Below are 19,375 nucleotides of genomic sequence, written 5' to 3'. Positions count from 1 at the left end.
AGTACAACAGTGTGTTTGACATTTCTCATCCAACCAGGAGGTTCATATGAAACTGCAACGTCTGTTTTGCCTTGTCGCCTTGATTTCGGCCGTATCGATGGCGGGTGCCGCCAGGCAGGACAAGGAAACACCCAAGGAAAATGCGGCGGCCGGCCCGGCCACCGCCAAGGCAGAGAAGGATGCCGCCGCGGACCAGGTAGGCCACGCCCCTTGCTGGTCCGCGCGGCAATGCAGCGGCAAATCCAGGCCCAATTTCACGATTGAAGCGTGCAGGCGGGGCAGCTTCGGCAAGTCGTGGGGACTCGCTCCCGGTCCGGGCTGCAGGACTTTCTGACGACGATGCCTGAGCCTGTCCTGCCTGGCGGGCAACCTGGCCGCGTGTATTGCGCCGTTCTAGTTGCTGACTGGTCTTATGCGCCCCGCCCGAGTCGCCAGCCAGCACAGGATGGCGCCGCCGCACACCATCGCCGAGCCTTGCCAGAAGGCCAGTGACAGCGGCGTGCGCAGCAGCAGCGACGACAGCGCGGCGGACAGCACGGGGATGAAATACGAGGCGCCGGCCAGGATCGTGACGTTGCCGTGCAAAATGCCCACGTTCCAGGCGCCGTAGCCAAAACCCATGGCGCCGGCGGCCAGCAGCAGGTAGATGACGGCCTCGGAAGTAAACGCCATGGGGCCGCCACCTTGCAGCAGGTATTTGATCCACAAGCTGATGGAAACGAGGATAAAGAACAGCGTCACGCCATTCTTGCCCTGCGCGATGCGCGCCGTCACGGTGCAATATGCGGCCCATATCAGCGCGCCGGCAAAGGCCAGGCCATAGCTGAGCGGGTTGCCGCGCACGTTGGCCACGGTGCCGGCCAGGTCGAAGCCCTGTTCGCCGCCCAGTACCCAGCAGATGCCGGCGACGGACAGCAGGAAACCCGGCACGATGAGGAAATTGCTCTTCTGTCCATTGAACACGATGGCCGCGACGATGGTGAAGGTTGGCCACAAATAGTTCACCATGCCAACCTCGATGGCCTGTCGCGCCGTGCCAGCATAACCTATCGACAGCGCCAGGCACAGTTCATAGGTGACGAACAGCAGGCTGCCCCAGACCAGATAGCGGCGTGGAAATTCGCCCGGCCGCGTGTAGCCCACGGACAGCAGCAGAAACACCGAGGCCACGCTGTACATCATCGCCGCCCCGCCCGTGGGTCCCAGCAGGTCGGTGACGCTGCGGATCAGCCCGATAATCGAGCTCCACAGCAGAATGGCGCCCAGCCCGGTCAGGGTGGCCTTGTTGGTATTTTTCATGTTCATGTCATTCAGGTGATGCAATCAAACGCCCGGTGTCGTTCGCGAAGGCAATTCCGGTGACAATTGTTGAGATTCCATCAATTATTTGTCGATACTATGTCTTTTAATAACTAAACTTAAACAGGTGCATTCATGTCCGTTCCCAAGTTAGTGTCCGCCAGCCTCACCGTGTTGTTCTGCGCCACCGCAGCCGCCGGCACGCCAGCCTACCAGCCCTTCCCCAAGGGCTATGGCTATCTGGAACCGGCGGAAACCCGCGCGCTGCAGACGGCCGTAAAGACTGGCGACAACGCCGTCGTGCGCGCGCACGGGTGGCGTTTGTGGGCGGGCATCATGCAACCGGCCTCTGGCCTGGACTGGCCAGTCTGGTACACCTGGCCCAACGGCACTGACGCGTTTGCCGACACCGCGGCATTGACCGCCACGGCGGCAACCGACACGGCGGGCGCGAAGCCATCCAAGCGCCACATGGGCCGCCTGGGCGCAAGCACCTTGACTCCCGTCAACCTGAAAAACACGCCAAGCTACCCGATTCCGGAACAGGTCATCAAGGCCTATCCGCGCGCCATCACGTACGCAAAGGATGGCAAAGTCAGCGGCATCCTCGATGGCATCCACTTCGCGTTCAACGGCGATATCATGATCGCGACGGAATCGCTGAGCAAAGAAGCGCTCGATTTCATCCGCGATCCCAAACAGCCCGTCTACAAGAAAAGCACCCTGGACGCACTGTACAGCAAGGACGACCCTGCCAAGCGCGTGCATAACCTGAATGCGCCAGCCAGCTATGTCGTGACCAAACACATGTATTGGCCAGTGAAAGCCAAGGGCCTGACCGCCTTGCCCGTGTGGCACGACGACTTCAACGCCAAATATACCGGTTATGCGGGCTACGAACAGTGGCATACCGCCGTTGCCATCGACCCGGACGGCAAGCAAGTCGGCCAGATGGCGAAGGTCAGCTACCTGCATGGCGTGTACAAGCACGGCGGCACGACGCCATGGCCAAGCATCACCAAACTGGCCAAGGTGTACGGCTTGCAGGACTTCTACCACCACAAGGTAAGCGACGCCGACTGGGCCAGTTTCGACGATGCCGACAAGGCCATCATCAACGCCGCCAGCTACTGGCTGAACGGCCAGCCATTCGGCGCAGGCGACTACCTGGTCACCGTCGCCATGCACATCAATACCAAGGAAATTCCCAGCTGGAGCCTGCAAAGCGTGTGGTGGTCGGACCGCCCCGACAGCATGCCATACGCCGCCAACCGCCCGGCCGACATCCAGGCTACGGGGCCATGGAAACACTATCTGCTGACGGAAGCCTACGGCATCCCGGAAAAAGGCAATCCGGCACTGCTTCCCGTCGCCACCAACCCGTACATCGAACTGGTGACGCACCCCGTCGGCACCAGCTGCTACACCTGCCACGCCAACGCGGGCTGGCCCAGCAGCTTTAAAGCCATGACACCGGGCGTGGCCAGCTATCAAAATCCACAATGCCCGAACCTGCGCGCCTCGCTCAACCCCAGGAGCTCCTGTCTGGCACCGTTCACCCTCACGGATTTCCAATGGATCATCCCGGATCGGGCGGTGGGCAATTAAGTAGGTCGTGGGAAATTATTGTGAAGTTATGACGAACAGAACCGGATGCTCTGCAAGGCGCCCGCTGCGACGCAGTGCAAGCACTGCTAGCAGCGGGCAACACCGCAGAGCGCCGGTTATGGAAGTCAGAAATGACAATAATTTATTACGCCCTACTTAGCATACGCAAGAAATTGCCGCAGTGTGGCTTGATGCCGGGAGGCGCATCCTGACGATGCCGGCCGCCCCCTGAACAGTCATCTTTTCCCATACGCCATCATCCCGCCGAGTTCCTGGCCGCCCTGATCAACAGCCAGCCCATGGTTTTTCATAGCCGCTACTCTCTGGTGCAAGATGGCGCGCCGGCATGACGTCGAGGTAAGGTCCGTCGATGTCTGTACGAGCGGATGGGAAGCATGCCTGGAGCCGATGGCGGACGGCAGACTGGCGGTACGCCTTGGTTTGAATAATATCAACGGGATGGTGAAAGAGGCGGCCTGGCGCATCGAGGAAGCCCGCGCTGCAGCCCCCTTCAAAAACACGCGCGATGCGGGGGACATGAAGGCCTTGGCGTCGGCCAATGCCCTGGTAACGCTGACGGGCAACCGGCGCATGGCCATGTGGGATGCCGCGGCGAGCGTGCCGGAGCGGGATTGGATACACGCGACGACCATTGCCGAACCCGTGCGGGAGCTGGCGCCGCCCACGGAAGCCGATGGCATCGTGGCGGACTACCGGCATGTCGGCCTGACACTGGGCCGGCATCCGCTCGCTCTCTTGCGCGAGCGCCTCAATAAAATGCGCTTTGTGCCGTCAGATATCCTGAACACCTTCGGCGCTGGCCAGCTGGCCAGCTGGCCAGGGGCTGCGTACCATGACGTGAAGGTATGACGTACATGCTGTTTCCTACGTGGTAATCAATGGCAAAAAGGTCTGCTTTGGAGCTATTGTGTTGAAGAAGTCAAACGGCAACAATTTCTGGAGGTCTCAGACCTTCAGGCAATCGCTGATCGTTCAACAGCGGCAGTTCTGGCTAGTCTAGGCGGGCAGGATTTCTATCGTAACGTCAACGTACCCGCGTTTTTCAACACAATAGGCCATAAGCGGTCACTCGTGCGAGCAAGAAAAAATGGAAGATAAAATAATGCTCTTGCGGAAGATTCAATCAGCTATTCAGCAGATTCAGCCTCTGGCAGCGAAAGGCTGGCCACCTGGGCAATCTATCCTACGACAACTAGGTTGGAGTGAGGGATTTGTGTCTGGAGGTCCTTCCGACCCAGCGCCAGGGCCGCTGTCCATGGGATTGATTGCCACTCGCGAACTCGACATGTACGGCGACAATCCCGATCTCGCCTTGTTGATCAACGATATCCAAGACGCTGTGAATTCAATTCATTGATCCGCCTACTTCGGTAATTCCATGACCGCTTCGGGTTGCAGAGCAGACATTCGGCTATGCGGCCGCGTTCTTCAATGCGATTTTCATCTTGAGCCGCTCCCGACTCCTTCCAACCGCACCTGTATCAATTCCAGTAAAGCCCGAACCCGCGCAGTCACGGAATGACGATGGCTGTACACGCCAAGCAATTGCAGCGGCGCAGGGCACAGGTCCAGCGGTACTTCCTGCAATCGGCCCGCGGCAAGATCTTCCTGGCATGGATAGGCCGCCACTATCGCAAAGCCGATGCCTTGCCGCGCGCCCGCCAATGCCAGTTCTCCGCTGTTAACGCGATAGCGGCTACGCACGGATACCTTCACGATTTCGCCTGTGGCGTCGAGAAACTGCCAGGGCTGACCCTTTAACGCACTCAAGGTGGTAATGCAAGGCAATGACCTAAGTTCGCGCACTTGGCGCGGTATCCCAGTTTTGGCTAGCAGGGCCGGCGCCGCAACCACGATGCTGGGCAGCGTAGCGAGTTCGCGGGTGATGAAGGTACTGTCGTCCTGGCGCCCACGATGGAAGACGATGGACAGGTCCATGTCTTCCCGGAGAGCTTCGAGACCGGTCAGGCGCGTATCGCATTCCAGCTCGACGCCGGGATGGAGGCTGCAGAATTCGGCCAGGATAGGAGCTAGCAGCCTTGGCGCTTCGCCTGGCATGCACATCCTTAGGGTGCCGCGCAGTTCACGCTGCACTGCGCCAAGCTCTTCCTCGGTGGAGAGTAAGGCGTCGAGCAAGGGTTTTGCGCGTTCGTAGAGTAGCCTGCCAGCTTCCGTCATGCGCAGATGGCGAGTGCTGCGTTCCAGCAGGCGGACGCCCAGCATGCGTTCCAGCGAGGCGACGTGGCGGCTGACGTTAGAAGATGGCAGGGTCAGCAGGCGTGCCGCGCCGGCAAAGCTTTGTTCATCGACGACCGCCACGTAGACACGGACGGTATTCAGGTCGAGGGCATTGCGCATGATTATCCCGATTAAGGTATGAAAGCTGCCCATTTTCACATACTAGTACTCCACAGTGGCGGAATTTAAGATGCCGTCTCGTCCGATGTATCGCCGTCGGCGGCGCGTCGGGACGGGTTGAATAGGAGAGCTTCAGCATGGAAATCGGAATACTTGGCGGCGGCATTGCAGGCTTGAGCGTAGCGCTTGCCTTGAGCAAGCTGGGGTACAGTCCCCGCGTATATGAGCGCCGGGCGGGGCCTGCGACGATGGGGGCTGGCGTTACGCTCTGGCCCAACGCCGGCTTTGTGCTGGAGGAACTGGGGCTGCTGCAAGACATCGCTGCAGTGGGAGGCCGGCCAGTGGCCATGCACCGCCAGGATGCCGCGGGCAATTCTTTGGGGGGCATCGATATTGCGCTGCTAGACCAGATTATGGGACATCCGACCCATACGATTTTGCGCCGGGACTTGCAGGCGGTACTGCTGGATCATGCGGCACAGGCCGGGATACCGGTAGAATTCGGGCATCGGGCGGTGGCGATCGACCTCGATGCTAGCGGCAAAGCCGTGGCGCGGTTCGAAAACGGGGTAAGCATTCGTCCGGATCTGCTGATCGGCGCCGATGGCCGCATAGACTCGGTGGCACGCCGGTTCATCGCGGGGGACAACACGCCAATTTATCAAGGCTTCGTGAACTGGGTGGGTGTGGCGCAGGGAAAGAGTGCCTTGGTGGACGATATCGCGATTCAGGATTATTGGGGTTCGGGTGATCGCTTCGGTTGCGTGGCGGTCCGGCCGGATTTGGCCTACTGGGCGGCGGCGCAGGCACGGCCATTGCCGGGGGCGACGCCCGCAGCGGTTATGCGTAAGGAGATTGAGGATCTGTTCGCGGGATGGCCGGAGCCAGTCACCCGCATCATCCAGGCGACACCGGCGCATGCCATCCGACTGATTGCCGTGCACGACTTGGAGCCGCTGCACGCGTGGAGCCGGGCCAATGTACTGCTCGTGGGGGATGCGGCGCACGCGCCGTTGCCGACATCTGGCCAGGGCGCCTGTCAGGCGCTGGAAGACGCCTGGCATCTGGCGCGGTGTCTGGTTGGGACGGACGGCTGCCTAGATGAAGCCTTGCTGCGCTTCGCGGAGATCCGCGGGCCGAAGACCGCGAAGCTGGCCGAGCAGGGTCGCGTTTTCGCGCGCGGTCTGTTTGCCACTGATCCTGAAACCTGCCGCATTCGCAATGATCGCGCCAAGGCGTCCGATCCCTTGCGTGACGTGCATGCCTTGGCAGCAGGATGGGCGCAGGGTTTGCCAATGGCCGGCTGCACGGATGGCACGCCGGTGGACAGCGTTGGCTCCGGCAGTCTGTACCGTCTCTGAAAGACTATGCCAACGTAGACACCGCATAGCGTCTCCGGCCGCGAGACGCCTCACTATTGAGCGAGCCTGGCATTTTCGGACTGAATCGCCATCAGTAGCTTAGACTCTCCTGATGCATGGTTGTCGAAAGAAGAAGAGCCGATGATCGTGTTAGGGTCTGGGGTCTTGCCAGGCGCCGGTGTGCGATCTCGTAGCTGCCTGATCCAACGACGAGATCGGGTCTGGCCTGTCTATCTCCCCTGCCCTGCTGAGACTCCTGCCGCGTTTTAGCAAAAGCCGGCCTTTGAATCGCCACCAGTAGCGCATGCAAGGCGCTCTACTGTTGCATGAAGGATCTTCTTCATGCAGCAGCCCTAAAGAGGCGCAAGATCGCCGCCACGGTACGCGGCGGTGGCCTGTCGTGGGAGACCGGGCGGCAAGGCGGTCTTTCAATCATCTGAAGATCCCACCGGAAACAGATGTTCAGCCATGAAATCAACGAACGCCCGGACTCTGGGCAACACTTGCCGATTAGACGGCCACAATAGCCAAAAGGTACTGGACGAACCGGCCCATTCGTCCAGCACCGTCACCAGCTCTCCGCGATCCAGGGCCGGCCTGACGGCGAAATCCGGCAGGTAGGCAATGCCGTGGCCCTGGATGGCCATATGCCGCAGGGTCTCGAGGTGATTGCTCGTCATGCTTGCCGCGGGGCGCATGTCGACGTCCTCGTCGCCGCGCCGCAGGCACCATTTTTCCAGCAGGCCGGTGCTTGGGATGCGATGCAGCAGGCAAGCGTGCCGGGCGATGTCCTCGGGCCGTTCGGGCGTACCGTATCGCTCAAAATAGCGTGGCGCACCCACGCAGACAAAGCAGCTGACCCCCAGGCGCTTGCTCATCAGGCGGGAATCGCTCAAGTCTCCCGTGCGCACTACCGCATCGAAACCTTCGTCCACGACGTCCACCAGCCGGTAGCTGAAATCCAGGTCGAGTTCGATCTGCGGATAGTGGCTGGCAAAGGCCGACAACACTGGCCACATCAATCCGCTGACCAGCGGCAGGCTCAGTTGCGCATCGCGTTGTCCGACTGCATCACGCCGTCGCGCTTGAATTGCCACCAGTAGCTTAGATTCTCCTGCCCCATAGTCCTTGAAAGATGAGAAACCGATGGATCGTGTTAGGTCCTGGGTGTTCTGCCAGATTCCTGGTGTGCAATCGCGTGGCTACCTGATCCACCAATGTGATCGGGGTTGGGTCTATCTCCCCTGCCCCGCAGAGACTCCTACCGCGCGCTAGCAAAAGCCAATCCGGCTTTGGCGGGCTCCGGTAGGATCTCTTCCATGGCTCAACACCTTGCAACGTTATAGCTGAGGTTTTGCGGGGCGCCGACTTTGACTTGATGCGTTGGCGGTAGATCGACAAAGTATTCCGTCATCTCCGATCGATCCAAATTTTGCGCAGCACGGCTTTACCCTGAGCATCTACGCCATGCACCTGAAAAACGTTCTTTGCTAGGTCAATGCCTGCAGTAGTAATCTCATTAGAACCTTCCGCGATACCGCAAGAAGGTTGATGTCGTTCAAAAGTCCGCATATCGGGGCAGCAAGTCTTGATCGACTAATCGGATTTCGATGGAGTTGGCGATCTTGACGTGCTCGGGATTCTCGTCCGAGAATGGCGCGTCGGTGACACTGACGATGATTGTGCCAATCTGCTTCTTGTCGGCTCCCAGAACCGGCACTAGCGCGCGAGCCTCGGGTACTTGCTGAACAGTGAGTACCCGAGGCAGGTACAACATCCAGCCGATTCCTGGGCGGTCTTTGAAAACCTTTTTGTCAAAGTAGCCGGCCGATTCAATCGTCACGAGGGTGGGATGCCAGAGTACTATGGACTTGTGAATTAGGCTTGTGACGAGTTGCCAATCTTTTGCGAAGGCGCCAGGCTTTGCACGCAGTACCACCATACTTGTTTCCGGTATCGGTCGGCCAACGTACTGAACAGACGCACCTTCGCTGCCGTCGCGGCCATTCCACATGCTGACGATACGCGGGTCCACATCGTGCTTCAAGGACTCAGCCAGCACTGCAATTGCTGCTGTGGTCGGGCCAGCAGGCCCAAAGACTTTGTAAAGGAGCGCTTCTGCTTTTGTGTTGCCTTTGAGAAGCCATCCATCCAATATCGGTGAACAAGCAAGAAGCTCAGGCACGAGCCCATGCAGTTCATCCAGCATCGTCTTGATCTCAAGCGCGCTGGCATGACGGAATATGGTGGTAAATTCGTAGGGACGTTTCATGGATTGAATACCGTTTCGATTGGAAGCCGCATGGTCATGAGTGCTTTTGAGAAAAACCGATAACTTTTAGATTGCATGAAGTACCAGCGGAGTTGAACCGGTGGCATCGCCCACTATCGCCAGCATTCCTTGGAGTTCAAACGCGCATTGGTGGCGCTGCCGCTGCTACCGTGCGCCTCGGTAGCTCGCACCGCCCGCGAACACGGTTTCAATGCCAACCAGGTGTTCAGCTGACGCCGTCTTTACGAGCAAGGGCGCCTCGGCGTACCCGTGTTAATGCGTGACGATGTGATCGGTCGGCGGGGAGTGACCAGCGTAAAGCTGGTCGCACCCATAGTTCCAGAGAGGGGACGGTCGAAGCGTCGAAGTAGGCGGCGTGCCCGTCTCTTACTAAGGCCGTATCAAATCCGGTCAGCGTGCAGTTACTGCAGATTAGGACGATGTACCAAAGGCCACTTGACTTGACCTTGTTGTCGAACAGTGATTATCCCCTGCATGGCAGGATATTTTCGTACCATCGAAGTGAGTTATCCTTCGTCAAATATCGACATAGCGAGGCAGCAAGTCCTGATCGACCAGACGAATTTCAATGGCATTGGCGATCTTGACGTGCTCAGGATTCTCATCATTGAAAGGCTCGTCGTTGACACTTACGATGATGGTGCCGATCTGCTTGTCTTTACCTTGCTCGCCCGTCGCCATGACGGGTACCAAGGCACGGGCTTCTGGCACTTGCTGAGTCGTCAGTACACGCGGCAGGTACAACATCCAGCCAACACCTGGACGATCTTTGAAGACTTGTTTTTCAAAATAATCGTTACGTGCAACTGTGATCAATACCGGCCGCAGAGAACCCGCGATAATGGACAGTAGCTCTTTCACTCCATGTATGCCAAGCCGTTTCGCCCCGACGCCTTTGTAGCTGATCTTAAACGACCAAGCGGGCCAGTCACTGTCGCTAAACCCAAGCGCCATAGTCGCGCCCTCACCCTCTCCGAGTTCGCCATTCCAGGCGCTGAGAAATCGGAATTTCTCACCCTTGAACTGCGTCTCAAGTACGGCTTCGGCCGCTGTGGTGAGCTCTCCCGAAGCGTCGAAAACCGGATACAGAAACGACTTCTCTTTAGTATCCTGCGACAAAAACCAGTTCTTTCCAAGCGCCTCGGTTTTCTGCAAGAAACGGGCTACCATTGCGATTTTTTTGACGGCAGGTCGGAACGCAATGGATGGGTTCACAGTATCACGTTTAAATAAAGATTTTATTATCATGTTATGGAATGTAAAAAGTGGCAATACCCAGCTCAGTTAACTGGGGGCGCATGTGCTTATAAGCGAGTGGCGTTTGGAAGTACCATGACAGCGAAGCTGGCGGGTTATTCTTGACAATGTTGGACTGAGCCGCGGCCTGCTTCAATGCCATATTCTCGAATATTTGTTCTTGAAAATCGTATTTAAACTCACCGTTTGACTTAAAAAACTGGTCATAATCCGCTTTTGCTTCCTGCAACAGGCACAAGCGGGATTGGAAGCCGTCAAAGTCCTTTCCTTCAAACACCCATTCCATCCCAATCAGGAAGCCAGTAATCCGGGCTTGGTAATCGCGTGCTGCTGGCGACATGCTGTGTGGAACAGCCATAAGCGTACCCTTGTCTGGCGGGCACCGGCATCTTTCTTTGGTATCGCTTCGCGTCTCGGCACGCGCGAGGGGGGTGACGCGGGCGTCTTTTGCGTCTTCTGCCTCTTTTTTTCGTTTGCGCAAGGCTTCGTCCGTGAGCACTGCTCCCGCAGCGATACCCAAGGCTAACAAAATTTTTTCCACGACTGCTGGTATTACCAATATCGGTAGCGCACCCATTAGTGCTCTCCTTCCAGTTTTTTATCCATCACCGCGATCAGTTCGTCGAACCTCTGTTCCGGCGTGGCGCCAGGCTTGCGCAGGTAGGCATCAACCAGCGGGTCGTCATGAATCCCAGGCGCGTCGGCCGCCAGATACATCAGATGTACGATATGCGGCGTGGACCTGAAACCGATTCGAATGGCGTAGGTGTACGCCGCCAGCATGCGCTCGATCACGGCCGCCCGGCCTGGCTGGATTGCCATGTCGGCACGCTTGGCCAAAAATTGGTCCGCCACTGCGATGACGAAATCGCTCATGTCGCCGGTTTGCACTGCACGCCATTGCTCCTCACTGAACGTCAGCATCGTGCCTCCCTATGATTGCCCGCTTGCCGTCGAGCAGCAAGTGCCATTCATGAATGTGGCCAAACATCGCCTCCCGCTGTGCCGGCTCAAGTATTTGTGCCAGCTTCACCAACACGCGTGGATCCCAAAAGCGCAGCAGCGCTGCGCGGCCATCTGGTAGCCGTATTTCCAAGTGTAGTTGCAGCAACTGCGCCAGGCCACCAAGGTCGTGCACGGCGAACAGCCAGGTAACGGAAGGTGTTTCTTGCTCCAGTGCGGCCACGTCTTCAAGAAACGAAGGCGCTGCTCCCGCCACGTCGACCAACCAGGGGCCTGCATGCGCGAGCGCAGCGTCGGGTGTGCCGGTAAATAGCGGGTAGCGCGTCCCATCCTGCGTCATGCGCGTTTGGCGGTGTGTCTCATATTGAACACCGTCGACCAGTGCGTATAAGCACAGCGCCGAGTGATGTTGCTGAAGTTGCTTCAGGCGTTCCAGGACGTCAATCAACATTGTCACTCCCTGATAACGGTGGTCGTGCCAGCGGCGGCAGCGGAAAGCAAGCATTCGAGGCAAATGCCGGAGTCGGTATTTGCGGCGATGCTGCCGGCGGTTTCCATCACGTCATTGTCGTCGACATCAGCCGGGTCGCCCACGCTGGACTGGTCCAACCAGATCGTCGTGATTTGGCCGGAAATCAGTTTTGCACCGCAAGCGGTCGAATCCATGTGACGCGCATAGCCATTGCCAGTGCCGTCCACGACGTCGGCCGTTCCAGATGTGATGGGGAACGTGCCCTTGCATTTGGGGCACACCGTCATGTCGCCGACGCGCGCTATATTCTTGCCATTGATGTCACAGGTGAAATCGGCGCTGATGACCGTGCCGCCATGACTGGTCTTGTCGCCCATGACAATGAAAGGTCTGCTCAAATGATGCTCCTGAATGGGTGCTGCAACGCAATAAGTTGCATTTATAGCATATTTTTCAGATACGTCAGCTAAGCACGATTCAAAATGAATAATAATGCGGTTGGATCGGAGCGCAATGAACTTTTCTTTGTTCTAAATGCGAATTGGGACTCTGATGCCGATGTAAAAGGTTGACTTGGACCTTCCCCAGCATAACGGATGGTAAATGGTATTATTTTCGATCGAGCAACCACGGCAGAATGCCTGCTACTGAGCGGTATAACGACACAATTGGCTTCGACAGCCTACCCCTCATCTACTTGAGGCGCGAAATGGGATCGACGATTTTGCATGCTGGCGTTGGAATTACCATCACGGCTAACGCGATATGGCACCTGATGGTATCACGCCAAAACGGAAGCTTGCCATGGCCGCTTAACCTCTACTTTTAGAGCGCTCTAAAAATGGGGAGATTACCCCGCCAATCAATAAGCGAGAAAGATAATCATGTTGGATAAGAAATGGTGGCATAACGCCGTCGTGTATCAGATCTACCCACGTAGTTTTCAAGACAGCAATCACGATGGGGTCGGTGATCTGGCCGGCATCATCGGCAGACTGGACTACCTGCAACATCTGGGAATCAACCTGATCTGGCTGTCGCCAGTGTACCGGTCGCCGATGGACGATAACGGTTATGACATCTCCGACTATCAGGATATCGCCGCTGAATTCGGCACATTGGCCGAGATGGAGCTGTTGATCGCAGAGGCGGCCAAGCGCGACATCCGTATTTTGATGGATCTTGTGGTCAACCACACCTCTGACGAGCATGCTTGGTTCGTCGAGGCGAAGAAATCCAAGGATAGCCCCTACCGTGACTACTACATCTGGCGCAATGCAGGCGCCGATGGCTCCCCGCCGGACCAGCAACGTTCGTATTTTGGCGGGAGTGCATGGGAATACGACGCCGCCAGCGGTGAATATTACTTCCATCTGTTCTCGAAACGACAGCCGGACCTGAACTGGGAAAATCCCCAGGTGCAGGCAGAGGTGCATCACATGATGAACTGGTGGTTGGACAAGGGCATCGGCGGCTTCCGCATGGATGTGATCGATCTCATCGGCAAACAGGTCGACCAGCAGATTATCGCCAACGGCGCACAACTGCACCCGCTGCTGCAGCAAATGCACCAAGCGACCTTGGCGGCACGTGATGTATTGTCGGTGGGCGAGACGTGGAGCGCCACCCCGGAGACCGCCAAGCTGTATTCCGACCCGGCGCGTCAGGAGCTGTCGATGGTCTTCCAGTTTGAGCACATCACCATGACCCACGATACCAAGGAGGGGAAGTGGAAGCCGCAGCCGTTCGATCTGATCGAATTCAAGCAAATCATCAGCAAGTGGCAGACCGAGCTGGCCGATACCGGCTGGAACTCGCTGTTCTGGAATAACCACGACCTGCCGCGCGCCGTATCCAAATACGGCGACCCAGGCCGTTACCGGGTCGAGTCGGCCAAGATGCTGGCCACCGCGCTACATTTTCTCAAGGGTACGCCCTATGTCTATCAAGGCGAGGAAATAGGCATGACCAATGTACGTTTCGATTCCATCGACGACTATCGCGACATCGAATCGCTCAACCTCTACCACGAACGCACGGCCGCCGGCGTGTCGCCGGAGACGATGATGGCCGGCATCCACGCCAACGGGCGGGACAATGCACGCACCCCCATGCAGTGGAACAGCACACACAACGCCGGCTTCAGTACTGGCACGCCCTGGCTAAAGCTGAATCCAAACTACCCCGAGATCAACGTCGCGGCCGCGCTGGAACAACCCGATTCGGTCTTCTTCCACTACCAGAAGCTGATCGAACTGCGCAAGCACTGGGACGTCATGGTTTACGGAAAATACCTACCGTTGCTGGAGCAGCACCCGCAGGTATTCGCCTACCGGCGCAGCCTGGGTAGCCAGCAGTTGGTTGTCGTCAACAACTTCTCCGGCGAACACGTCGAACTGGATCTGCCGGCAATGCTGCACGGCATAGTCGGGCAAGGCTTGATCAGCAACTATGCCCAGCGTGACAGCTGGACCGACCACCTCAGCCTGCAGCCATACGAATCGTTTGCTATCGCGTACGAGTGTGAGGCGGGGCGCGGGTAAAGCGTTGTTGTGCAATCATATCGAGTCACACGATCGCCTGATTACCATCAACAGGCGCCCTCCTTTGACCATGCTAGATGGACAAGAAGGTGAGCCGCGAGAATGGCCCCGAACATATCGGTCGGCACTACCGCAGCCAAAGTGGCAACGTTGCTGAAAGCACGGTCGCAATCCTCTCACTGCCTGCCGTGTACATCCGCTTTCGCCTGCGGATTCAATCGGTGGTCGCAACACTCTAACCTAAACGCATAGCATCAGGTCTTTGGCGTATCGAGCTTCGCCAGCGCCTGCTTGGCCTTGTCAAACGCGGGATCAAGCGCCAGCGACTGCATATAGCTCGCGCGCGCTTTAGCCTTGTCGCCCAGCTGCTCGTAGGCCACGCCTTTGCGCCACCAGGCAGCAGCGGGAGGCGCCACCTGGACTGCGGCGTCGAAGCGCAGGTAGCGGTCCAGCAATGCTATAGCCTCGGTGGCCTCATAGCCGCCGTCGATGCGGGTCCTTGCAGCCTGGTACACCGACGGTGCGTGGCTCGGATTGCGATCATACAGCTTGGCGGCGCCGCGCAGGTCGCCGCGCATCACCAGATCGAGAGCTAGCATCATGTCGGAATCGGCCTGCACGGCCAGTTGCACCGGTTTGCCGTACAGGCGTGCCTCGATCTTTTCGGCAACGTCGCTTGCTCCCATACCCGTGTTGGAAAGGACGATGACCGTATAGCCGCTGCCCTGGTAGCGGCGGAACACTGCATTGATGCCGGGCGCACCGCCATTATGGCCGATGACGGTGTCGCCGAAAGCGCTCTTGCGCTCCCAGCCGAAGGCATAGTCCTTGTCCGGCCCCACCGGGGTCCACATGGCCGCCTTGCTCGCTTCGGACAACAACACCGTTCGCTTGAGCGCCTGATCGTAGCGCAGCATATCGCGCGTGGTCGTGCGCATGCCGCCATCGGAGGACGGCGGGGGGACTGACCTCACGTTGGAGCTTATGCTGCCGTCGCCGTTGCGGGTATAACCGATCGAGCGGTTAGGCAGTGGCTCGTCTTCGAGAGTGAGCGAACTGTCAGTCATGACGGCAGGCTTGAAGATATGGTCGCGCAGGTAGTTGCGGTAGGACTGGCCGCTGGCTTTTTCGACGACGGCGCCGAGCAGCACCATGCCCGAATTCGAATACTGGAAGCGGCTGCCGGCCGCAAAGCTGGGGGGCTGGTCGTAAATCAGGGGCAGGAAGGCGTCAATGGTGCGCAGCTTGGCCATGTTCGCGGCGAAGTCCTTGTGCGCCATGTAGTTGCCGGTGCCGGCCGAGTGGTTCAGCAAGTGGGCGACGGTGATGGTGTCCTTCTCCGCGTAAGGGATGTCAGGAAGGAAGCGCGAAATCGGGTCGCTTAATTTGAGCTTGCCTGCTTCGGCCAGCTGCAAGATGGACACCGCAGTGAAGGTCTTGCCGATGGAGCCAATGTTAAAGCGCGTGTTGGCACGGTTTGGCACATTGGTCTCGCGATTGGCCAGGCCCACGGCCGCTTCGTAGACGGTCTTGCCGTCACGCGCCACCAGCACCGTGCCGGCGAATATGCCGACCTTACCGTAGCTTTGTACGATGGCATCGAGGTCGCGCTCAATATTGTCCGCCTTTGCAACGGTACCGACCATCAAGAGGCAGGCAAGCAAAACTCGAAACATGTTGTTCTCCATCTAACCACCCACCGGGCGCATGAGTATATTGCCGTAATTTCGCTGTAAAGTTCCTCCCGTTTGGTTTGATATGCATACCTGCGCAGGTATGCAAAGCTACCAGACACGCTACACCTTCGCCTCCAACCTGCTCATGCTCGGAGCGCTGCCGCTGTATGTCGCCACGCAAATGGGCCATGCGGACACGACCATGATGGTGCACCTAGGGCAAGTGGATCGCCGCAAGCCTGGACCATGGACGCAGGGAACGGCTACTGCGCCTGTACGCGCAGACGAACCCGCTGCGGGCGGATGAATTCCCGAGACACAATTAAATATAGCTGGATATGAAAACGGCCGCAGAAAGCGGCCGTATCGTTGAGGCTAGGCGGTGGAATAAAAATCCCATTGCCCCAAGTTTGCCCCAAGTTCGTATTTTTGCAGGATGAAAAATCCTAACTCATTGAATACAAACTAAAAATTTGGTGGGAAGTGCAAGTTTCGAACTTGCGACCCCTGCAGTGTGAATGCGAGGGTCCAATTCGTCTTCTTCATAGGGGAAAACTGCGCTAAGCGCGGCCGAATAATATCATTTTGGTGGAATGTTTGTCGAATTGAATTTGCGCCCCCTCCTCACCTGCCTAGAATAGGCGACGCCGTGCTGCCTCAACGGCAAAGAGCGGGTGACACTTCTTGATACCACGTGGCCAAGGACTAACACTGCAGGCATCTGGACCTCGGTTGCCTTTTGAGCTATCGCCATGGATACTGGTTGCGGCTTAAATAAATCTTAAATCTTGGGCGCCTAAGATCGCCAGGCCAGACCGACCTCTCACGCACACCAGACACATCAAAAAATATGCCCAAGAATGGATACGCCCCTCTCCTTTCCAACATCTTGGAAGGAATGTATTACAACCCTCACATTGAAAATCCGGACAAGGAGAAGACCAAGCAGCGCTGGCAAGAGCTCATGGGGCAGATGATAAACACGCCTCCTATGAAACCGGAGGACTCAAAGACCTTTCACGTCAGGTGGACGGAGAGCGCTCACAAAATACGAGAGCTAGTGGCCAATGACCATTTGCTTCTGGATATGCTGAGAATTTGGTTGCCAGCTTACATCGGACAGGACCAAATCCTGTATAGAGGCGAAAGCATCGAGCGTTGGGAAAATGGCTCTGTCGGGAGTGGCTGGACACCAAAACTTGAAACGGCTCAAATGTTTGCCGGGGGTTTAAACAAAATCGGAAAAGGTGGTGTCGTTCTCAGCACGACGGCCCCGCGCGCATCAATCATCGCGGGGCCATCCTCGCACAGCATCCATCTCCAAGAGTTCGAACACACGGTCGATCGACGCAATCTCAACCTCGTGTCAGAGGTCGAGTTTTTCCGAACGGGCTGAGCTCGTAACTATTCTGACAATTCAGAAATAAGCTGCTCGCGCAGTGCATGTGGATTTTCCTTCTGCTGGCCTTGAAGCAAGAGCCATGCTGAAACGCCATCCTCAGCCTCCACCTCCAGGTCCGCACCAGCATCGAACAGTAAATAAAACGTTCTGTCGATGTCTTCGTTCCAAGCCGCATGGCCGCATAGAGTGATCATTGGCGTGTCGCCCGTGGCAGATTGAATGTTTACGTCTGCACCGTTCTCAATGAGGTGATGGACAGCCCTAGGATGCGCTCCCCTGCCCCATTTCAAATTGCACATTGCATGGAGCGCAGAAATGCCGCCTTCCGGTGTTTGGCTGTTAATGTCGAAGCCACCCCACATCAGCGCGCGAATGCAGGCAATCTCACCTTGCAGGCCCTCGAAGTCCATCTTATTCAGCGCGGCCCATGCTATCAATGGAAAGTGTTTCGGGACACCCAGCTCCATGCATGCGAAGGCGGCGATCATGTAATTGTCCATCATGTCAGCCTGGATTTGGCTCACAAGTATCTTAGGATCGCTCATGCAACTGAGGTAGGCGCGACGGAAGTCACTGTCGATTTCGTGCGTCCTCATAGCAGCTCTCGCTTGCTCGCAAACGGCAGCGAAAACGTCTTTTGATTGGTCTCCTTGCAAATCCTCGGTAATCAAAGCCAACTTGAATGATTTATCGTCAAAGATGCTGACCATCTTGCCCCCTTTGAGTTATAGCTACCGCGGCACCTGCTGTCGCCACGCTGGTTGATCTTTTACTAATCCGTCTCCATTCCCTCCAAGAATACGCGGCATTTCCAAAAACGGCTCCTGTGTTCGACTGCATGGCTCCACTGTTTCGTCGATCATCCAGCTTACCTCTTCCGATGCGCGAGGCATAAAATAATGAAGATCCACTTCGATCAGATTGGAATTAGGGTGGAAGCTAGCAACCGTTTCCAAATTACGCTTTCGGCGCAGATCGGCAGTTAGATTGTCCCGTTCCACATCCATGCCGATGTGGGCAATGGCGATGGGGGCATGCGCAACCTGCCTGTCGATATCTGCAAGCTTAGACCTGACATGGCGAGCGCGGGCATTGATGGAGCGGGCAGATGAACATCGCCAAAAAAGCACAGTCCCATAATGTATCTCATCGATGAATCGAGGGTCGCCAAGATAGGGTTTTCCCCCGCAAACCAAATGAAAATGCTCCTCGTGCCTTTCCCCTCCGGCGAGCAATCTAGCCAGCTTGCTCCCAACGATCAAATATGTTTCTTCCGTATCCCGTCGCACGGCGTCCAAGTCAGCGACGCAAATGGTCCCGTGGCCATGCTCATCCTTCCAAGAAAAGTCTCCGGATGACAAAAATTGAGATGGTGTGAAAGTTTCTAATCGGCTAATCATGTAATCGAGTGGAATGCTGCTCAACTCGGATGAAAAAGTTATATCGATCGAAAAGCTCAATTTTTGAGAGTGGATGAAATTGTCCACACGATCGAAGATCTCAAGCGCTCTTTTTTTTTCTGTCTTTTCATAAACACTGGGCCGCAACCGTTTGCACTCAACATGTATTCCCTCTAGATCAAGTTCGTAAGCATCCTTGACGAGTAAGTCCGCCATTCGATCGATTTGCTCTGGGATGAATTCCACCAAAAGTCCCGGCTCTCTGGCATATCGCAGGGCCACCGCTAGTTCGAAGATCCCGCCATCGGGATGCTGCTCAGCGGGTCGGAGCATGCGTCTAGCTCTCTCAGCAGCGCCCGAAAGGCCGCGAGCCAATTCAATGTTGGCTCCAATGATCTTCATGAATGGAAGTATTTCAGATGCCAAGAACACGTCGCGAGTTCGGCGGTCAGCAAGCTCAGCCACCACTTGGGACAAAATTATCGCCATTCGATCCTCGAATCCCTCAAATGGATCTCGCGAGGCCCAGCGCCCGTCGGAAAAATCTGTTGAATGGCGATAGTGGATTCTCGCTGCGTGTATTCGGTTATGTAACTGAACTGGATCGTCGCAGACTTCAAATAGCCACTGCAGCACTGCTTTAAAATCAATCGAATCGTCTTCTTCATTAGCCATTGCCTACCCGTTTCACCTGATTACTCATTACACAATTCTACGCGCCC

19 protein-coding genes and 1 pseudogene are annotated in these 19,375 nt (G+C 56.9%); 7 read left to right on the top strand and 13 right to left on the bottom strand.

The annotated features are described in order from the left end of the window. Positions 1–46 precede the first annotated feature (46 nt). Positions 47–334 (top strand): hypothetical protein, encoded by a 288-nt coding sequence (locus IGS58_RS11170; protein WP_230521391.1) that lies wholly within the window; start codon positions 47–49, stop codon positions 332–334. Positions 335–393: 59 nt separating this feature from the next. On the opposite strand, the gene yddG is transcribed toward IGS58_RS11170, so the two are convergent. After that, positions 394–1,299 (bottom strand): aromatic amino acid DMT transporter YddG, encoded by a 906-nt coding sequence (yddG, locus tag IGS58_RS11165; RefSeq protein WP_230521390.1) that lies wholly within the window; start codon positions 1,297–1,299, stop codon positions 394–396. 135 nt (positions 1,300–1,434) lie between these two features. Between yddG and IGS58_RS11160 the strand changes: the two genes are divergently transcribed. The 3 genes from IGS58_RS11160 to IGS58_RS11150 all read left to right on the top strand — a co-directional run bounded on the left by IGS58_RS11160 (position 1,435) and on the right by IGS58_RS11150 (position 4,285). Next, positions 1,435–2,907: a hypothetical protein gene (locus IGS58_RS11160; protein WP_230521389.1), complete on the top strand. Its 1,473-nt coding sequence runs from the start codon at positions 1,435–1,437 to the stop codon at positions 2,905–2,907. A 408-nt stretch (positions 2,908–3,315) separates the two neighbouring features. Next, positions 3,316–3,777 carry a hypothetical protein gene (locus IGS58_RS11155; RefSeq protein ID WP_230521388.1) on the top strand — a complete coding sequence of 154 codons (462 nt, stop codon included), beginning with the start codon at positions 3,316–3,318 and terminating at the stop codon, positions 3,775–3,777. A 238-nt stretch (positions 3,778–4,015) separates the two neighbouring features. Beyond that, positions 4,016–4,285 carry a hypothetical protein gene (locus tag IGS58_RS11150; RefSeq protein ID WP_230521387.1) on the top strand — a complete coding sequence of 90 codons (270 nt, stop codon included), beginning with the start codon at positions 4,016–4,018 and terminating at the stop codon, positions 4,283–4,285. Between the two features lie 83 nt (positions 4,286–4,368). On the opposite strand, the gene IGS58_RS11145 is transcribed toward IGS58_RS11150, so the two are convergent. Next, complete coding sequence (locus IGS58_RS11145) at positions 4,369–5,286, bottom strand: LysR family transcriptional regulator (RefSeq protein ID WP_230521386.1); 918 nt, start codon at positions 5,284–5,286, stop codon at positions 4,369–4,371. Between the two features lie 137 nt (positions 5,287–5,423). On the opposite strand from IGS58_RS11145, the gene IGS58_RS11140 reads away from it, so the two are divergent. After that, positions 5,424–6,647 carry an FAD-dependent monooxygenase gene (locus tag IGS58_RS11140; protein WP_230521385.1) on the top strand — a complete coding sequence of 408 codons (1,224 nt, stop codon included), beginning with the start codon at positions 5,424–5,426 and terminating at the stop codon, positions 6,645–6,647. A 428-nt stretch (positions 6,648–7,075) separates the two neighbouring features. On the opposite strand, the gene IGS58_RS11135 is transcribed toward IGS58_RS11140, so the two are convergent. The 8 genes and pseudogenes from IGS58_RS11135 to IGS58_RS11105 all read right to left on the bottom strand — a co-directional run bounded on the left by IGS58_RS11135 (position 7,076) and on the right by IGS58_RS11105 (position 12,030). Continuing rightward, entirely contained in the window at positions 7,076–7,744 is a 669-nt protein-coding gene (locus IGS58_RS11135; protein ID WP_230521384.1) for a LysR substrate-binding domain-containing protein, read from the bottom strand. A 290-nt stretch (positions 7,745–8,034) separates the two neighbouring features. Further along, positions 8,035–8,219 (bottom strand): annotated as a pseudogene (locus IGS58_RS29235) (hypothetical protein); the annotation flags it as partial. Further along, positions 8,206–8,919: an immunity 52 family protein gene (locus IGS58_RS11130; RefSeq protein ID WP_230521383.1), complete on the bottom strand. Its 714-nt coding sequence runs from the start codon at positions 8,917–8,919 to the stop codon at positions 8,206–8,208. The pseudogene IGS58_RS29235 and the gene IGS58_RS11130, both read right to left, overlap by 14 nt. A 537-nt stretch (positions 8,920–9,456) precedes the next feature. Continuing rightward, a complete protein-coding gene (locus IGS58_RS29180) occupies positions 9,457–10,155 on the bottom strand; it encodes an immunity 52 family protein (protein ID WP_167468669.1) in 699 nt (232 codons plus the stop codon). Positions 10,156–10,189: 34 nt separating this feature from the next. Next, positions 10,190–10,774 carry a Tox-REase-5 domain-containing protein gene (locus IGS58_RS11120; protein WP_070256897.1) on the bottom strand — a complete coding sequence of 195 codons (585 nt, stop codon included), beginning with the start codon at positions 10,772–10,774 and terminating at the stop codon, positions 10,190–10,192. Further along, positions 10,774–11,121 (bottom strand): hypothetical protein, encoded by a 348-nt coding sequence (locus IGS58_RS11115; RefSeq protein ID WP_070256895.1) that lies wholly within the window; start codon positions 11,119–11,121, stop codon positions 10,774–10,776. Before IGS58_RS11115 ends, IGS58_RS11120 begins: the two co-directional genes overlap by 1 nt. Beyond that, positions 11,105–11,611, bottom strand: coding sequence for a DUF4123 domain-containing protein (locus IGS58_RS11110; RefSeq protein ID WP_070256893.1), 507 nt, complete (start codon positions 11,609–11,611; stop codon positions 11,105–11,107). The genes IGS58_RS11115 and IGS58_RS11110 overlap by 17 nt, the downstream gene beginning before the upstream one ends. A gap of 2 nt (positions 11,612–11,613) precedes the next feature. After that, a complete protein-coding gene (locus IGS58_RS11105; protein ID WP_070256890.1) occupies positions 11,614–12,030 on the bottom strand; it encodes a PAAR domain-containing protein in 417 nt (138 codons plus the stop codon). A gap of 486 nt (positions 12,031–12,516) precedes the next feature. Between IGS58_RS11105 and IGS58_RS11100 the strand changes: the two genes are divergently transcribed. Beyond that, positions 12,517–14,175, top strand: coding sequence for a glycoside hydrolase family 13 protein (locus IGS58_RS11100; protein WP_329957983.1), 1,659 nt, complete (start codon positions 12,517–12,519; stop codon positions 14,173–14,175). 254 nt (positions 14,176–14,429) lie between these two features. Here the strand turns inward: IGS58_RS11100 and IGS58_RS11095 are convergent, their stop codons facing one another. Further along, a complete protein-coding gene (locus IGS58_RS11095) occupies positions 14,430–15,851 on the bottom strand; it encodes a serine hydrolase (protein ID WP_230521382.1) in 1,422 nt (473 codons plus the stop codon). 898 nt (positions 15,852–16,749) lie between these two features. Between IGS58_RS11095 and IGS58_RS11090 the strand changes: the two genes are divergently transcribed. Next, complete coding sequence (locus tag IGS58_RS11090; protein WP_230521381.1) at positions 16,750–17,247, top strand: hypothetical protein; 498 nt, start codon at positions 16,750–16,752, stop codon at positions 17,245–17,247. A gap of 8 nt (positions 17,248–17,255) precedes the next feature. Here IGS58_RS11090 and IGS58_RS11085 read toward each other — a convergent pair whose 3' ends face one another. Together IGS58_RS11085 and IGS58_RS11080 are read right to left on the bottom strand one after the other, a co-directional pair. Continuing rightward, positions 17,256–17,963: a hypothetical protein gene (locus tag IGS58_RS11085; protein WP_230521380.1), complete on the bottom strand. Its 708-nt coding sequence runs from the start codon at positions 17,961–17,963 to the stop codon at positions 17,256–17,258. 21 nt (positions 17,964–17,984) lie between these two features. Continuing rightward, the gene (locus IGS58_RS11080; protein ID WP_230521379.1) at positions 17,985–19,328 is read right to left on the bottom strand and encodes a hypothetical protein; all 1,344 of its coding nucleotides are present in this window, start codon (positions 19,326–19,328) and stop codon (positions 17,985–17,987) included. Positions 19,329–19,375: the final 47 nt, after the last annotated feature.

The sequence above is a fragment of the Janthinobacterium sp. EB271-G4-7A genome, assembly GCF_020858075.1.
GTDB lineage: Bacteria > Pseudomonadota > Gammaproteobacteria > Burkholderiales > Burkholderiaceae_D > Janthinobacterium > Janthinobacterium lividum.
Note: the sequence above shows the minus strand (reverse complement) of the source record. Positions and strands in the feature narration are given on the sequence as shown.